The following is a 16410-nucleotide window of genomic DNA, read 5'->3' as shown; positions in this document are numbered from 1 at the left end:
GAAAGTTCCGTATCCAGGAGTTCACTCATGACAGCCAGTACAAACACATCGCAACATTCGTCAGCTCCAGTTGACAAACTTGGCGGGCATCTCGGAACCGGCCATCTTTTTTTCACCGTCCTCGCTTATAACGCCCCTCTTGCGGTTTCAGTGGCCTTCCTGCAAGTAATTGTTGCCTTTGGCAACGGCGAGGGAGCTCCCGTTTCGATCCTCATCATCGGCGCGCTTCTCGGGCTATTCTCGGTCGGGTTCTTGGCTATGTCCAAACGCCTGTCCAGGCCGGGGGGCTTCTACGCTTTTATTACTGCCGGGCTAGGTCGCCCGGTCGGGCTTGGCTCCTCTTTCGCGGCGCTGATCTCCTATTATTTCATGTTGATTGCCAATTACGCCTTCGGCGGGCTCGCCCTGCACTCCTTGGTAACGGACACCTTTCATGGCCCCGACATCCCCTGGTGGATTTGGATGGTCGCGTTGCAGATCGCGGTAAGCGTCTTCGGGTACCTTCGCCTCGACATGTCGGCTAAAATCCTCGCTGTCCTGCTGGTTGGCGAGGTCATTATGGTACTTGTATTTGACATTTTTGTGACTGGTCGCGGGGGAGCTGAGGGCCTTAGCGGCGAACCATTCAGCGCACAAGCGTTTCTGTCCGGATCAGTCGGACTAGGTCTAATGTATGCTACGAACTGCTTCGGGGGCTTCGAAGCGACTGCCATTTTCCGGGAAGAAGTACGGGATCCAGATCGAACAATCCCGAGAGCCACTTTCCTTGCCGTCGGGTTCGTTGCGGTCCTATACGCAATCACGGTGTGGGCATACATCCAGAGCTATGGATCGACCAATGTCGTCGCCGCCGCCACGGCGGACCCGAGTGGGTCATTCTTGGCGAGCCTTGAGTCATATGCCGGACGTGTTTCTGTGGACATTGTGACAGTCCTACTGAACACAAGTGTTTTTGCCGGCGCTCTATCCGCTCACAACATCACTTCGCGGTACGTTTACAACCTCAGTCGTGACGGCATCTTCCCAAGTCTGCTGGCAAAGGTGCACCCTCGCCATGGTTCCCCATCTTTGGCCTCGCTGGTGGTCAGTCTTGTTGCCTTCGTAGGCCTGACGTCGATCTTCCTTGTCGGGGCCGACCCCTTGACCCTTTATGCCATCCTCCTCGGCATTTACGCCTACACGCTGGCAATTTTGCTGCTGGTGACAGGCGTAGCCGTACTCGTGTACCTATGGCGCCACCCGGAGGAGACCAACATCTGGCAGCGCCTCATCGCACCTGGAATTTCCACTCTTGGACTCGCTGCTGTGGCCTACCTCAGTACGGTCAACTTCACCGCGCTTATCAGTAACAGCGCCGAACTAGGCAACGTAGTTCTTTTCGGGTTTTTCGCCCTCATCGGATGTGGTGTCGTGCTCGCGTTGGTTTTTCGACGGTATCGTCCTTCGATCTACTCCAAAATCGGGCGCCAGTAACCGGACTGGTTCATTGTGCCTGGACGTACAGGACGGAGTCGCAATTCGCCGTCGTACATCCCAGTGTTCGCGGACCCCACAGGAGCGGGCTCCGGCCTGGCGGCAGCTATATGCCAGGCGCTTCCAAACCGGCTTCGAGCTTTCCCGTTTTTCTGAGACTGGCCACTCGGGACCGTCTTCTGCCTCGGAAAATGACCGCCGCCGCTTGCGGGGGGGGGTTTCGCCCCAATGGAGGAACCCGGAAACCAGATGATGCTCTCTCGATGGCCACTGGTTCTCACCACGGGTGACTGACCAAGGCGTCCGCTGCTGCCCCGCATAACGGCCCGGTGAACATATCTGATCACTCGAGGTTTTGGGGTTGGCCTAGGGGTTGGTGTTTGTTCAGTTGGGTTGGCGATTCCCGGCGAGGGCTTGCATGAGGCGGGAATCGTGGCAGGCGTGGTTGGGGTGCAGGCTCGAGGGGGCGCGATGGAGCGTTTTCGTAGGATGCGTCCATGACCCTCTAGAGTCCTTCGCCATCGTTGGTAGCCACGGGAACAGGCCGACGTCCTCGATCGAGACGACTCCAGCGGGGAGTATTCGGGCGACGGCTGAGGTGACGCTGTCGTCCTCCCGGACGGCTCGGATCAGGGCGCCGCGGTCCTTGAGTCTCAACCAGGCCACGCGCATTCCGGCTTCGACGGCTCACTTGCCGAAGGATTCTTGAGAAAGAAACGTTTCCCGTCGCGGAGGGCTCGCAGACGATCGTGTTCTCCCTGAGAGACCTTTTCAAGCGGCGCAGGGCTTGCTGGTCGGTGGCGCGAAGTGGATGCTGCGGGGTCCAGGCGTCGACGGTTTATCCCGTGGGGAAGCCTGTTGAATTGCGCCGGTGGCGGAATGCTCGATGCCAGGCATTCATATGTAGAGCCAGAACGACAGAGACGGTCTCAGGCTCAAAATGAGTTCTTGGCCTGGGTCGCCGGTGCCGGACACGGTGTCAGGCTCCGGAAGCATCTTCCACCGCTACTTAGTATTGACCAGGCCATCGGCAACTTCAATGCGGAGGTAGTAGCTCCGGGATTCGCGTGATTCAACACTTCCGCGATCGACGTGATAGCCCCGACCCTCTCCGAGGTTGCCGGGCGGGCACGGTCCAAGGCCCCTACCACGCTGCTGAATCTGAGGGGCGGCAGTCCCCTGGGGTCCCGGAGATTGGGGAGCACAGGAGCCTCTGATAAATATGACTGCAGCGTCAAATCCACGCTGTGTGTCTCATCGTGCCCCCAAACACTCCAGTGGCTCGTGACATCGCCAACAGAAGAGGAAATTCCTGCTCAACCGGTTCTAGGCCTGTGAATTCAAGTGCCTGATTGCTGCTACCAAGCTCTTGGACGCCCTCTACAGTTCCTTGATTGTCTTGGGCAGACTCACTGGCTTGCCTCGAGGGACGCACTGCTTGAAGAACCCGGCATGCATGCGTGATGGGGCGAATCAACGCTGTACTCCAAGCCTTGCTACCTCTGTTCTGAGTTACTTACCGTCGGGTGCACGAACACACGGCCGGCGGGGATGCTTCATGTCGATGTCACCAAGTTCGGGAATATCCCCGACAGCGGAGGACACCGTTTCCTTGGCCGGGTCGAAAGCCGGAAGAACCCCGAACTTGCACGGCCTGCAGCGGCCACCCCCGTTCTAGAAACACCCCAAGAACGGCACACGTGTGTCCACACCGTGCTGGACGATACTCCCTGGTCGCGTACGCAGAGATCCACCCAGGACGAGAAAGCTGTGACCGCCGCCGCTGCACTCCTCGGCGCGGCGGTGTTTCGCCGCGCAATGCAAGGCATCACCACCAAACGCCTGCTCTCTGACAACGGCTCAGGCTTTGTCTCGAACGTCTGGAAGGCCGCGTGCGCGGAGCTGGAGATCACCCATAAACGCTCCCGCCCATGCAGGGCCCAAATCAACGGCGAGGTCGAACGGTTCCACCGCGCTCTCAATGAACAGCAGGGCTTGCGCGAAGTTCTATGGCAACGAAACGACGCGCCGAGTGGCCCTTCGCTGCGGATTCGTTACCACGCTAACGACAGTCGCCGAACGGCGTTCTAGATCAACCCACCCGTCAGCCGGCCAACCAACGTCCCTCGGCAGTGCAATTAGACAGGCCCGTGCGGAGAGGCAAGCAGGGCCGACTGCAAAGTCGTCAAAGTCGAATAGCCAAGGCTGGATCGGACGGGATCGTGGTTGCTGCTGCTCCGAAGTCGCAACAAGTGTCCCGCTCACCGGATCTGGCCGACACTGTCCTGAGTCTGCAGGGTAGAAATCCATTGCTGAACCCAAATGCGAAGGGACTGGTTGATAGCACCGAAGGTATCAACCAGTCCCGGGCCCGCTGAGCTGTGCTCTAGCAATGCACCCCGATGCGACGACGGTAGGACGAATCTAACTTACGAGGTCGTTGAATCGGATAGCGTGGCAAGTGCAACGGCCTGAACTTGCCCACCTCATCGCCTTTGAACCGGTCATCAGGTTGTTAGACGATTTGGGCGGCGTAGTTTATGGAGGGCTTTTTCGCTCCTCTTGCCAACCCAGCCACGAGCAGGAGAGGTATCCCAAGAAGCAACCAACGAGCGACGCCACCGGAACCGCCAAGGAGCGCGTCGTAATTGTCCAGTGTCAAGTATCCAACGAGGATGAAAGCCAGGAAAGAGAGTGAAGGCGCGATGAAGGTAACCCAGAGGTTATCGCGTATACGGTTCTTGGCGAAAAATACAACAATTGCACCGGAGGTCAACAGGAGGATACTAATGAAACCTGCGGTCCCGAGGGCAACGAACCAAGAGAATACAGTGGCTATGGGATCAGCGCCCGAGAGAAGGAATGCGCTGATGATGACCAGCACGACGACGGCGTTGGCGAATCCTGCCAGCGAAGGTGCACCGTTTCTGGAGACGGAGGACAACTTGGTCGGTAACGCGCCGGCCCGACCTAGTGCGAACAGGTACCGAGAGAACATGTTCGACAATCCCAGGAGCATGGCGATGAAGCTCGTGACGACGAGTACCTGCATTGCGATGCTGAGCCAGGCGCCTGTACTGGACTCTGCGAGATCAAAGATCATGGTCGCCGGGTTGTCCGTTGCGACCTGCTGAATATTGTTGATGCCGATTGCGCCGCTGATCGCCCAAGTGGAGATTGTGTAAAAGAGGCCGACGAAAGCAATGACCAGGTATGCGGCACGGGGAATAGTCCGGTGTGGGTTCTTTGCTTCTTCGGCGAAGACGACCGTTGCTTCGAAGCTGGTAAAGCAACCAAAGGCAAATAGCACGGAGATGCCCAGACCGGGACCGAAGAGGTTGGTGGCCGTAAATCCACCAAACGTGAAGACGCCCAATCCCTGCTGCGCGACGAGGGAGATAATCAAGATCGCGACGATGAGTGTTTCGCCGAGTATCAGCACGCCGAGGACTTTCAGGCTCGCGTCAACGCCACGCATCGTTAGTGCCGTGGTGAATGCCAGCACGACGACGATCCACACGTAGACAGGTACGCCGAGACCGGTCATCCGTTCAAACAGCTGCTGGGCGAAGACGCCGAACTGAGACCAGAGACCAACCTGGAGGCTGAGATAAGTCAGTATCGCAATTCCTGCACCGCCGGTGGCCCACTTGTTACCGAGTCCTTTGGCGATGTAGGCAACGAAGCCACCGGCGTTCGTAATGTGGCGGCTCATGCGGAGGTATCCAACTGAGAAGAGTGCCACAAGCAGCGCCGCGGCCGTATAGATGACTGGTGCCGCCGGGCCGCTCGCGGAAAACAGGACGGGGCTTGCCCCAACAACAGCTGCCATCGGGGCTGCTGCTGCGATCGCGAAGAAGGCTACTGCGACGACGCCCAGCTTGTTCGGCTGCAGTTTTGTTCCGGTTGCTGTCGCCTTGCCTTCAGGGGCCTGCGTAGCGAGACTTAGCGGGTGCCGGTCGGTTTCTTTATTCATGGGTTGGCTCTTTCGAAATGCACGGTCTGAAAACCGATGCGGGAGTACTTTTATGGGGCCCTCCTTCCACGCGCCGATGCGTTGGAGGGCTGTCGATCAAAGCTGTTTCGAAGATTGTGGTCGTTTATTTCCCGGCCACAAAACGGGACTGGGTATGCATGGGAGGAACTGTTGGCGAGCTCCTTAGATCGATGGGCGAAGTTGGAAGCAATGGGAGCGAAGGTCACGTGGAGGGCGCGTCTAGCTCCGTGAGAGGCGGGAGCGGCATGTGCCGTGCCGTCTCCGTGTTCTTGATTCAGCTTGACCTTGCTGACCTCCGGGGGGTGTTGCACCGTTTAGAGGCTCAAATCCTCCAAAGCGACAAAGGATGACCGCGCGGAGAAGCCGAAGTCGGAAAGTAGGTTAACCCCGTTGATTCCCCGCGACTGGAAAGAAGAGAGGAATAACACGCTTCGAGCAACATCTTCTGGCCTATTGACCGGGTACGGTGCGCCCTCGAAGCTTTCGACTCCGAGACCCTTGCGCGCCATCGGCGTGTCGACGATAGACGGACACACACTATTCACTCTGATGCCGTGTTGGACGTAGAGTTCCAGTGACAAGGCCTTGGTTACCTGCACCAGGGCACCCTTGGAAGCCTCGTAGGCCAACATCCCTGGGGCTGAAACGAATCCCGAATCAGACCCGATGATCGTTACGGAGGCGTGCTCCTCCTTAATCAGGTGTGGCAGAGCATGCTTCACCGTATGGAAAACACCGAGAACATTTACCTCCAGCACGCGACGGAAGCCAGCGCTTGTCGCTTCAGCAACGCTTGCCCCTAACTCGCCGTCAATGCCGGCACAAGCTACGAGCGTATCGACGCCTTCCATGGCCTGGCTGAGTTCATCAATGGCCGTAGCAATCTTTGTTTCGACGCTGACGTCGGCAATGCGAGTATGCACTCGGTTGCCGTAAACACTCAACTCGTCCGTCGAAGTCAGATCCACGACGCCTACTTGGGCTCCGCTGTCGAGGTAGGCCTTCGCTACGGCCAAACCGATACCCGATGCGCCGCCAGTAACGACGACCCGCCGAGAGATTTTCGTGTCATCCATTTATTTGTCGCTTTCGTTTCTTTGAAGACTAATTTCGACGCACCAGACGTGCGCTGTACTTTGCTTCTGGAAGGACGGGGAGCCGCGCAATCGGCGGCTACACCCCGTTTTGGCTCTACGGCCCGCCCGTTTCCTCGGGTCACTGGGATTCCCCGTTGTTCCATAAGTCGTCCTAGGGGCGGCCTGCATGGTGTTTTGTCCAACCGTCGGAATCAGACCGCCGTAAAGCCGCCGTCTGCTGTGACAACGGAGCCAGTCATAAAGCTCGATGCGTCCGACAACATCCATCCCACAATGCCAGCCATTTCATCTGGCTCCGCAATGCGGCCCTGAGGCGTCACTTCGTTCATCTTCTCGACTGCGCTCTCGTCATCCAACCAATCGGTGAGAAGAGTCGTCCGGACGGATCCAGGGGCAAGCGCGTTGACCCTTACACCCAAACGGCCGTAGTCAGCGGCGGCTGATTTCGTCAGTCCAACGACAGCATGCTTACTGGCGCAGTAGGAACTGATTCCTTGAGCTCCGATGATGCCTCCTACCGATGCGGTGTTTACGATAGCGCCTCCACCGGCGCGTAGCATGGCAGGAATCTGATGCCGCATCGAATAGTAAACACCAAAAAAGTTGACGCCAAAGATGCGGTCAACTTCCTTCGGGTCCTGTTCGTGGAGCATGAGAGCCGGCCCATTGACCCCAGCGTTGTTGAAGGCAAGATGGAGTCCTCCGTATTCCCGTTCAATACGTTCGACGGCGTCACCTACTTCACTGTCGACAGTTACATCGAGCAGTATCGCTGACGCCTCGCCACCACGATCGACGATGCGTTCTGCCACCGCAACCGAACTGGCGAGGTCACGATCTGCCAAAATGACGGTCGCGCCGCAGTCGGCCAGATATTGAGCTGCACTGGCGCCAATGCCGGCGCCGGCGCCGGTTACGAGACAGACCTTGGCCGAAAGATCTGGATGTCCAATGAGTGGAAGGTGTGACATAGGGAGGTTCCTTGCATGATTATATGGGTACCGTCAGATAGAGAGAACAGTTTTGCTGCTAATGCGAATAATTTTGAGAAGCTACGGTTCAAGCCTCATGTTTCTTGTTACAAGCCCAATCGACTCACTCATCCCAGAGCTTCCGCGTTGATGTCCACGCCGTAGCCGCAGGCTCACTGCTCGCAGGAATATAGTGGGCTCCCTCAAACTTGTTGGACGGGGAAGTGAAGGCCCCACGCGCGATGAGGCGACGAATATTGTCCCTGTAGATTTCATCAACCTCCTCATGCAGCAGTGGGTCTTGATCGAGCCAAAGATTTGCCGGATGAATGGGCTTCTCATACATTTCGTGGAAAATTTCAGTACGCAAATCCTTCATCCAATTCGAATTCAAGTTCATTGCACGGAATTGACGCAATGCCTCCACGTCAACAATTCCGGCGACAAGCGTGTTATTGCCGGAAGACGTCCGCGCAACCACATTTCCCTGATAATCAATAATGTGAGAATTGCCGCCGCCTATGTCGAATGGATGCTCCATACCAGGGTGGGCGTAAACAGGGCCTACGTTCGGACAGATCATGTACAAATGGTTAAAGTGCCCGTGAGCCCGATTTTGGAGTAACCAGGTGCCGCCGGCATCCGCGCCAGTCTGTGTCATTGGGACTGCCTCGCTGGGGCGGTACACCACCTCTGCCCCATTTAGTGCCAGCGCTCGGACCGCCTCGGGGTATTCACCATCACTGCAACAGATGGTGCCGATGTTGCCGATGTCCTTAGTGCGCAGGACTGGATAAAAGGCCTCGATACCGCTGCCAAACAACTCGACCCACCGGTCATAGATGTCGTGTGGCGTACAAGAACGCTCGCGACTCCAAATGTGGTTCTTGGCCGCGCGATGCACGATCTCGCCGTCCGGTGAGATCACGATCATATTGTTGAAAAAGCGGTCGGGCATCACTTCTGTCCAGCGCGCTTTGCACTGTACCGCAATGTATGTCTTGTATTGACGTGCAAGTGAGGAAATTCGCTCTGTTTCAGGGCCTGGGATGTCGATGAATAGCTCCCGCGCTGCCGTGACGTGGGGAATATCGAAAACCTCATCTGTAAAGCCGGTCAGTGATCCCTCGGCCAATGCAACAAACTTGACTGGCATATTAACGCCGACAATCGAAACGGCAGCATGTACGGCATCTTCGATGATTGCCAAATTGCGTTCAATTTGTTTTCGCTCGCTAATTGCATGCACCACGGTAGAAAGGCCGACCGCCATGTACGGAGCCACGGGCGGATTGTGGGAGTCGGGCGCCACGGAAGCGTTCAGACGACCGGCTTTAACGTGCCTGTAGGACGACCTCAAGTCCTCAGGATTCGCAGACATATCAAACTCTCCTCACGATGTTGTCTTTTCCTTGCCAAATGAGATGAACCTGGCGAACGGCGTACGCGGCAAGTGTGGTGAGTTCGACCGATTTCAGGGAGCCAGTACTTCCTGGAATCGGGCTAAAGATCACGGCCTCGCTGAAGCTCTCATCACCAAGTCCAAATTGGAATGTAACGAACGTACTGTGGTGCCTCAGTGGGCCACTATCCGAAATGCGATGGGCCTATCCTCTGGGCGAAAGGTGCTCTCTGCGACTGGCGCAAGGCCTCGGCGTTCTGCCGATTGGGAGGTCTGCTGCCGCACGTAGCCAGAGATTCTGGTCGCCATGTTCGTGTGACATGAGTCATACTTGTACTGCGCGGGCAGGGCGGGGGAAGAGGCGAGGCGGCACCTGGCCGCTGCTCGGTTGGCTGCGAATAGGAGAACCCAGAAGAAGAGGTTGCGAGTGAGCAAGATTCTTGCAGGCGATGTACTCAGGGGCCAGCCGACTGTTACAACGTCGGACGTTAGCCACGCCGAAAAAAAGATCCGCGATCTGTTTGGTGAACACAAGCTCAGGCCGCACGCGCGTGGAGCCTTGATCGATATGAAGTTGCGCTCGGTGCATAGGGGCAGCGTGGGCATCCAGTTCTTGGACTATGGGGCCGACGTCGACATCGTTTCTGAAGCCCAGAATGACTTTTATCTAGTGCAGATCCCGCTGGAAGGACGGGCTCGTCTGCAGGTAAATTCGTCCATGGTTGAATCCCGGAATTCCGTAGCGGCTATCCCCCCGCTGGAGGAGCCGTTCACCATGACATGGGGGCGGGGTACTCCACATCTCATCGTTTATGTCCAGCGACTAGCCATGGAACATGCCGCTGACTGCCTATTCGGGCCAGATAGACCCGATCTTGCGCTCGGGCTCTCGATGGATCTGAAAAGCGTTCAGGGACGAGCATTCGTTAGGTCAGTAATCGAGCTTCAGGGCGAAATGGCTGGGGAGCCAGCAAGGGTACCCGAGCACCTCCATCGGCTCCTCGCTGAAACGATGCTCTCCAGACTTCTCATGGCCACTGTCGGGCCCCTTGAACCCGCTGCTCCTACCGGAGGTGCGGTTGAACGCGGTCGCATGGCGCGGAATTTCAATGATCTGCTTGAACGCCATGGTGCCGAAGAACTAGCCATCTCAGACATTGCCGAGTCGCTTGGTGTCTCCATGCGGACCTTGCAAGCTGTCGTGCGCTCCGAGCTCGGAGAGACGCCGTCAAACCTCCTTCGGAGATCGCGGCTCACCCGAGCGCGGGAACTCCTGCTTACGGCTGACGCCAACTCCGATAATGTCACTTCCATCGCCATCAAGGTTGGCTTTACGCACCTGAGTCGTTTTTCATCCGCCTACTTCCAGGCGTTTGGTGAGCTGCCATCGGAGACTTTGCGACGTTGAAGTTATGGGCGCGAGAAACGGCCCGACGTGCTCAGTGTGACCGTTCCTGCAGACGACTTGACCATGGTTTTGCTGCTAGCCTTTGGACTCTCTGGAGGCGTGGCGGGGGTTTGGTCGTACAAGCAAGTGGGTGACATAGTCGCGATCAGGAACCACAGCCTCCCATGGTAGATAGACGCTTCCGAACCCACTCCGCCTGTGGGGCGACCGGCCAAGCCTGGTCAGCAAAACTGGGATTGCAAAGTTTTGAAGGTGTCAGTGACCGCTCGCAGCCCGTTCACACTGAGACAAGAATGTGGTCGACCAGTTAGCTTTGGGCGGGTAGCATGTGGGTAAGACTTGAAGGGACATCATGACCACGGAATCGATCAACACTGCAGATCTCTATGACGAGCGCGGAGAGGACATCCAATCCATTGCTATTCAGTTTCAATCCCTCGGCGCGAAGACGCATTTCTGTGGACCGGCCAGGACTGTGCGGTGCTTTGAAGATAACGCGCTGCTGAAGTCCGTCGTGTCCGGTCCAGGCAATGGTGCAGTGCTCGTCGTGGACGGCGGAGGATCGGTCAACCGGGCCCTGATGGGTGACATGATTGCAGAGATCGCGGTCACGAATGGTTGGTCGGGCGTAGTCATTAACGGAGCAATCCGTGACCGCGAGGCTATCTCAGGCTTGCCGCTGGGGGTGAAGGCGCTGGGGAGCAATCCGAGAAAGAGCACCAAGACCGGCGAAGGGGAAGCGGATGTAGTCCTGACCTTGGCCGGCGTCACCGTTCGACCGGGATCCATGGTTTACTGCGACCCGGACGGAGTACTCGTTGAGCGCTGACCCTGCCATCGCCGAACCTGCACCGCGCCAGACCCGCCGCAAGAGGGCTGCGCCATCGGTGACGGGACTTAAGCCCGTGAGTGTCGTCCACGCGGAGCCGGCATCCTCGGAAGTTGCCAAGGCGCTTCTGGACTACATCTTTTCCGGGCAGGTCGCTCCGGGGGAGAAGCTTCCGTCCGAACGGCAGCTTAGTGAGTCTTTCGGCGTCGGGCGCTCGGTGGTCCGCGAGGGCATTAAATCCTTGGGCCTGCTCGGTCTCGTTGAATTCCGTCACGGAGGCGGGACATTCCTCCGGAACGCTAACTCCGAGCTTCTGCCCAGGGTCATTGAATGGGGCTTGATGCTCGGTGAGCGCCGCACTTCTGACCTGGTGGAAGCCCGGCAGCACATCGAGCGCGTTACCGCCGGACTTGCTGCTACGCGCCGCACGGACGCGGACCTGAAGCGCATCAAGAAGGCACTCGATGCTATGGGAGTTGCGAAAACCACCGAGGAGTTCGTCACCGCGGACGTCGACTTCCACCTCGCTGTAGCCGATGCCTCTGGCAATACGGTCCTGGCGAACATGCTCAGGAACATCGCAGCGCTTCTTCGCGTGTGGATACATCGAGTCATGGATGCTGAGTCCTCATTCGATGGATCCCACGGCGAGCACACCCCTGTCTATGAGGCCATACTGGCCGGTGACGCCGAGAAGGCTTCCGGCTCCATGGCCGAACACATGGACGCAGCGAGCGGCCGACTTATGGCCACGCTTAAATCAGCCGAATAGCCAACCAAATCACTCAGAAGGGCAGGGAACGAATCGTCCCTGCTCTTCTTTCGTGACTGGCAAACTTTATAGACAAGTGGTTGACTGGCCGACCACTTAAGCGCATGCTTGATGGGTCAGTATCTAGCGGGGAAAAATTCTTCACTCAAGTGGTTGACTGGCCGACCACTTAGCCCCATGATTATGTGAGCAGCCTCACTGGTTGACCACTTAGCCACGGGACATCACTCACTACCAGCCGTGCAGCCTCAAGGGAGAGAAGCAATGACTGAATTCAAGACGGCCCTGCCAACCGGGCCCCGTCGCCGGGCGGTTATGACCGCAGGTGCAGCAGCAATTGCTGCAGTGCTGGGCTTGACCGCATGTGGGGGAGGATCAGAGTCGGCGCAGACGCCGGCACCCGAGAACTCGATCGCCGTCGGGCAGTACCCGGATTACTATCCGTCCGACTACAAGGACCTGGTCGCGGCCGCGGAGAAGGAAGGCGGCGAGCTGACCATCTACTCTAATACGGACCAGGAAAACTGGGACCCGATCCTGCGGGACTTCAAGAAGAAGTACCCCTTTGTCACCAAGATCTCTGCCAACAACCTCGACAGCGATGAAGTCTTCCAAAAGGCACTGAGCGAAAAGGCCACTAACGCCTCCGCAGCGGATGTGTTCGTCTCCAACGCTGCCGGCGCCTGGGCCGATTTCGCCGCACGTGATGGGATGCTCGCCAATTACACCTCCCCTGAATTGGCCAAGCTTCCCAAATTCGCGTCCCTGCTGCCCGGCGTCGTTGCCATGTCCGCCGATCCGCAAACCATCGCCTACAACACGTCCCTGCTGACCGAAAAGCCTGAGAGCCTGGAGGGACTGGCGGCCCAGATCAAGGCCAAGCCCTCTGACTTCACCAACATGATTGGCGTGCGCGACACGACAGGCGCCTTCGGCTTCACCATGTTCTACAACTTGACGGAAGCCAAGCCGAAGACCTGGGACTCTCTCACCACGATCCTGTCGGCTTCACGCCCTGAGACATCCTCCGGCACCCTCTCCGAGAAGGTTCTCGCGGGCGAATACAAGGCCGGCGTCCTGGTCACCGCCGCCCCCGCCTTCCCGGTGGTGAAGAACAGCAACGGCCTCTTCGACATCGCTCTACCGAAGGACGGCACCGTCGTGATCCCTCGTGGCCTCGGTATCTCCGCCGCAGCACCGCACCCGGCTACGGCCAAGCTCTTCCAGGACTTCGTCATCTCCCAGGAAGGCCAGCAGGCCGTACTCGAAGGCGGCCTGTCGTCGTACCGTGATGGCGTGAAGTCCGTCCAGTTCGCACTCACCTACCAGGACGTCGTATCCAAGGTCGGCGAAGAGAACGTCATCCTGGCACCATACGAGTCGGTTCCCGCGGACAAGGTGAAGGCATTCACCGACCGCTGGCAGAGCCTGCTGAAGTAGCCTGTGGTGCAAGGATCCGGAACCAAAACCATGAAAACACTTCCTGACTTCTCTTCCGTCCAGGCCGACACCCCGGCACGAACGGAATTCGCAGCACCGAAGTACCGCAGGATTCTCGGTGCAGACCGAAGCCAGTTGCTTTACTGGGCGACGATCGTCATTCTCGCGCTCCTTGTCCTTGCACCCGTAGTGCCGACCCTCTACCAATCGGTGATGGACCGTCCTCTGTACGAGGAGGGCGGTCTGTTCACCTTGGACAACTTTGCCAGGCTGTTCACCGAGGGCGGCTTTGGACAGGTAGCGATCAACACCTTGGTCTTCGCTGTCCTGACCACGGTCCTGACCCTGTTGATCGCGGTCCCCATGGCCATCGTGGTGGTCCGGACCAACATTCCAGGCCGCAAGTTCTTCGGCACCGCAATGCAGTGGCCCTTCTTCATCTCCTCCCTGATCCTGGGCTTTGGCTGGATCACGATGTACGGCCCGGCCGGTTTCGCCAGTGTCCAGGTCAAACGTGTCCTGGGGTTCCTGCCCTGGGATCTCTACACCATCCCGGGCATGGCCATCACCGAAGCCGTGGCGTTGGCCCCCATCGCCTATGTTTTCTGCGCCAATGCCCTGCGCAATTCCGATGCGTCCCTTGAGGGTGCTGCGCAAACTGTGGGTGCCGGACCGTTCCGAATCCTCTGGTCGGTGATCATCCCGATGCTGCGCCCGCCGATGGTGTACAGCTCGGTACTGGTGTTCAGCATGTCCATCGAGACGCTGTCCATCCCTCTGCTGTACGGGCAGCCGGTCGGCATCACGGTCTTCGCGACCTTCCTCTACAAAAACGGCCTGCAGTCCATTGACCCTGACTACGGCATCCTCGGCGCAGCCTCGGTCATCATCCTGCTCGTCACGATCCTGCTCGTCGCTGTCCAGGCGAAACTGCTCAAGGACGCCAAGCGCTTCGTCTCCGTCAGGGGCAAAGCCACCCGGCCACGGCTGCTCGATCTGGGCTGGATCAAGTGGGTCTCAGTGGCCTTCATCTCCATCTACGTGGTCATCGGCGCACTCGTCCCGCTCCTGGGCCTGGTCATGCGTTCCTTCACCAGGGTCTTCACCCCCCTGCAGAACCCTCTCACCTCGCTCACCCTGGGAAACTACCAGCGCATCTTTGAATTCCCTGTCTACGTCGCATCCATCAGGAACAGCCTCATCGTCGCCGGTGTCGGAGCAGTGCTCGTCAGTGTCCTGGCCGTGGTCGCCGTGGTCGTGGCCAAACGGTCAACATTCCGCTTCCGGAAACTGATCGAGTACCTCGCCCTCGCTCCGCAAGCCATGCCGGGCCTGATCATCGGCATCGGCCTGTTCTGGGCCTTCTCCTTCCTGCCCTTCAACCTGGGGTCCTTCGTCCAAGGCACTATCTGGGCGATCATCATCGGTTTCGGCCTCCGTGCCCTGCCCAGCGCCTTCGGTTCCATTTCCCCCGCCGTTATGCAGATCGGTGAGGAACTGGACAACGCGGCCCGCGTCAACGGAGCGGACTGGATGCGCATGTTCCTGCGGATCCTGGCCAAACTCCTTACTCCGGCCTTCGTCGCCGCGATGGTCCTTACCTTCGTGGTCATGATGAAGGAATACTCACCGGCGATTTTCCTCGGTTCCGCCGACACGAACATCATCGGCACCACCATGCTCGAGCTCTGGGTCCAGGGCAACACCGGATCGGTGGCCGCTTTGGCAACCATCCAGATCGCAATCACCGCAGCCTTTGTCGGCATCGCCGGCCTGCTCACGAAAGGAAAGAAAGATGCCTGACGTCGTTGTCAAGAATCTCCGCAAAGACTTCGGAGGCATCACCGTCCTCCACGAGGTGAACTTCACCATCAAGGACGGGGAGTTCTTCACCCTTCTGGGTCCCTCCGGCTGCGGCAAGTCCACCACCCTGTCCTGCCTGGCCGGTCTGGAACAGCCAACCTCCGGTTCCATCGCCGTCGGCGAGACGGTCTTGGTCGATGATTCCTCCAACAAGTTCGTCCCGCCGGAAGAACGCAACCTGGGCATGGTCTTCCAGTCCTACGCCCTGTGGCCGCACATGAGCCTGGAAGACAACCTGGCCATGCCGCTGAACATCCGCAAAGTACCCAAGGCCACGCAGAAGACCCTCATCCACGATGCCCTGGACAAAGTCGGTTTGGCGCATCTGTCCAAGCGCTACCCGCACCAGCTCTCCGGGGGCCAGCAACAGCGTGTGGCTCTCGCTCGCGCCCTGGTCTATTCACCGAAGGTCCTGCTTCTGGACGAACCATTGTCCAACCTGGATGCCAAGCTCCGTGAACAAGCCCGCGTGTGGCTCAAGCGACTGCAGTCCGAGCTGGGCATCACCACTGTCTACGTCACCCACGACCAGGAAGAAGCCCTGGCCATGAGCGACCGCATCGCTGTCATGTCCAACGGCCACATGCTCCAGGTCGCCCCGCCCGAGGAAATCTACGAACGCCCGGCAACGGCCGAAGTAGCTGCCTTCATCGGCCGCTCCAACTTCCTCGACGGTACCGTCACCTCGACCATCGGTGACAGGGCCATGGTCCGGCTGGAAGACACAGGCGAGACGGTCACCGCCGTGCTGTCCGGTGAGATCCGCGAGGGTGACGCCGTCACGGTCGCCTTCCGGCCAGAAAAGGCAACCCTGGCACCTGTGACCGAATCAGTCCCGTCCGGTCATGTGGGTCTACCAGTCGAAATCCTCACCGCCTCCTACGTCGGGTCCCGCTACGAGTACGAGCTTCGCTACGGAACCCGCACCCTGGCGGTGGACTCAAAGAACAACTCCTTCCATGGAGACCTCACACTTCTCGTCCCGATCGAAGCCCTCCGGCTGTACCCGCGGGCGAACGTCGTGTCAGCCGATGCCGCCGAACTAATGGCAGTCATCAACTAGTTCCTGGTCCGTCAAAGAGACCTGGTTATAGAGAAAAGGAAACACCCCCGTGACTACATCCAAGCAGTACCGACTGGCAGTTCTGAACGGTGATG

12 protein-coding genes are annotated in these 16410 nt (G+C 58.4%); 8 read left to right on the top strand and 4 right to left on the bottom strand.

Annotated elements, in window-relative coordinates:
• Window positions 1-27: 27 nt before the first annotated feature.
• Both ACIQT2_RS21120 and ACIQT2_RS21115 read left to right on the top strand, forming a co-directional pair.
• Window positions 28-1473 carry an APC family permease gene (locus ACIQT2_RS21120; protein ID WP_402950469.1) on the top strand — a complete coding sequence of 482 codons (1446 nt, stop codon included), beginning with the start codon at window positions 28-30 and terminating at the stop codon, window positions 1471-1473.
• Between the two features lie 1479 nt (window positions 1474-2952).
• Entirely contained in the window at window positions 2953-3564 is a 612-nt protein-coding gene (locus ACIQT2_RS21115; protein WP_402950564.1) for a DDE-type integrase/transposase/recombinase, read from the top strand.
• A gap of 424 nt (window positions 3565-3988) precedes the next feature.
• Here the strand turns inward: ACIQT2_RS21115 and ACIQT2_RS21110 are convergent, their stop codons facing one another.
• From ACIQT2_RS21110 to ACIQT2_RS21095, 4 genes are all read right to left on the bottom strand, one after another.
• Window positions 3989-5449 carry an APC family permease gene (locus ACIQT2_RS21110; protein WP_402950466.1) on the bottom strand — a complete coding sequence of 487 codons (1461 nt, stop codon included), beginning with the start codon at window positions 5447-5449 and terminating at the stop codon, window positions 3989-3991.
• A gap of 335 nt (window positions 5450-5784) precedes the next feature.
• Window positions 5785-6546, bottom strand: a complete 762-nt coding sequence (locus tag ACIQT2_RS21105; protein ID WP_402950463.1) for an SDR family NAD(P)-dependent oxidoreductase — start codon at window positions 6544-6546, stop codon at window positions 5785-5787.
• A gap of 212 nt (window positions 6547-6758) precedes the next feature.
• Window positions 6759-7538 carry an SDR family NAD(P)-dependent oxidoreductase gene (locus tag ACIQT2_RS21100; RefSeq protein WP_402950460.1) on the bottom strand — a complete coding sequence of 260 codons (780 nt, stop codon included), beginning with the start codon at window positions 7536-7538 and terminating at the stop codon, window positions 6759-6761.
• A gap of 124 nt (window positions 7539-7662) precedes the next feature.
• The gene (locus ACIQT2_RS21095; protein WP_402950457.1) at window positions 7663-8823 is read right to left on the bottom strand and encodes a nitrilase-related carbon-nitrogen hydrolase; all 1161 of its coding nucleotides are present in this window, start codon (window positions 8821-8823) and stop codon (window positions 7663-7665) included.
• Window positions 8824-9367: 544 nt separating this feature from the next.
• On the opposite strand from ACIQT2_RS21095, the gene ACIQT2_RS21090 reads away from it, so the two are divergent.
• From ACIQT2_RS21090 to ACIQT2_RS21065, 6 genes are all read left to right on the top strand, one after another.
• The gene (locus tag ACIQT2_RS21090; RefSeq protein ID WP_402950454.1) at window positions 9368-10348 is read left to right on the top strand and encodes an AraC family transcriptional regulator; all 981 of its coding nucleotides are present in this window, start codon (window positions 9368-9370) and stop codon (window positions 10346-10348) included.
• Window positions 10349-10700: 352 nt separating this feature from the next.
• Window positions 10701-11177 carry a ribonuclease E activity regulator RraA gene (gene rraA, locus ACIQT2_RS21085; RefSeq protein ID WP_402950451.1) on the top strand — a complete coding sequence of 159 codons (477 nt, stop codon included), beginning with the start codon at window positions 10701-10703 and terminating at the stop codon, window positions 11175-11177.
• Window positions 11167-11949 (top strand): FadR/GntR family transcriptional regulator, encoded by a 783-nt coding sequence (locus tag ACIQT2_RS21080; RefSeq protein WP_402950448.1) that lies wholly within the window; start codon window positions 11167-11169, stop codon window positions 11947-11949. The genes rraA and ACIQT2_RS21080 overlap by 11 nt, the downstream gene beginning before the upstream one ends.
• A gap of 264 nt (window positions 11950-12213) precedes the next feature.
• On the top strand, window positions 12214-13389 hold the full coding sequence (locus ACIQT2_RS21075; protein WP_402950445.1) for an ABC transporter substrate-binding protein: 1176 nt from the start codon (window positions 12214-12216) through the stop codon (window positions 13387-13389).
• 30 nt (window positions 13390-13419) lie between these two features.
• Entirely contained in the window at window positions 13420-15192 is a 1773-nt protein-coding gene (locus tag ACIQT2_RS21070) for an ABC transporter permease (RefSeq protein ID WP_402950442.1), read from the top strand.
• Window positions 15185-16315, top strand: a complete 1131-nt coding sequence (locus ACIQT2_RS21065; RefSeq protein WP_402950440.1) for an ABC transporter ATP-binding protein — start codon at window positions 15185-15187, stop codon at window positions 16313-16315. Before ACIQT2_RS21070 ends, ACIQT2_RS21065 begins: the two co-directional genes overlap by 8 nt.
• The last annotated feature ends 95 nt before the right edge of the window (window positions 16316-16410 follow it).

The sequence above is a fragment of the Paenarthrobacter sp. NPDC090522 genome, assembly GCF_044769225.1.
Lineage (GTDB): Bacteria > Actinomycetota > Actinomycetes > Actinomycetales > Micrococcaceae > Arthrobacter.
The sequence above is the reverse complement of the archived record's forward strand: the minus strand, read 5'-3'. Positions and strand labels throughout refer to the sequence as shown.

Bases quoted from the DNA above. Each gene is read 5' to 3' on its own strand.
- rraA (WP_402950451.1), top strand. From the start codon at position 10,701: ATGACCACGGAATCGATCAACACTGCAGATCTCTATGACGAGCGCGGA.
- ACIQT2_RS21070 (WP_402950442.1), top strand. From the start codon at position 13,420: ATGAAAACACTTCCTGACTTCTCTTCCGTCCAGGCCGACACCCCGGCA.
- ACIQT2_RS21110 (WP_402950466.1), bottom strand. From the start codon at position 5,449: ATGAATAAAGAAACCGACCGGCACCCGCTAAGTCTCGCTACGCAGGCC.
- ACIQT2_RS21065 (WP_402950440.1), top strand. From the start codon at position 15,185: ATGCCTGACGTCGTTGTCAAGAATCTCCGCAAAGACTTCGGAGGCATC.
- ACIQT2_RS21075 (WP_402950445.1), top strand. From the start codon at position 12,214: ATGACTGAATTCAAGACGGCCCTGCCAACCGGGCCCCGTCGCCGGGCG.
- ACIQT2_RS21100 (WP_402950460.1), bottom strand. From the start codon at position 7,538: ATGTCACACCTTCCACTCATTGGACATCCAGATCTTTCGGCCAAGGTC.
- ACIQT2_RS21105 (WP_402950463.1), bottom strand. From the start codon at position 6,546: ATGGATGACACGAAAATCTCTCGGCGGGTCGTCGTTACTGGCGGCGCA.
- ACIQT2_RS21120 (WP_402950469.1), top strand. From the start codon at position 28: ATGACAGCCAGTACAAACACATCGCAACATTCGTCAGCTCCAGTTGAC.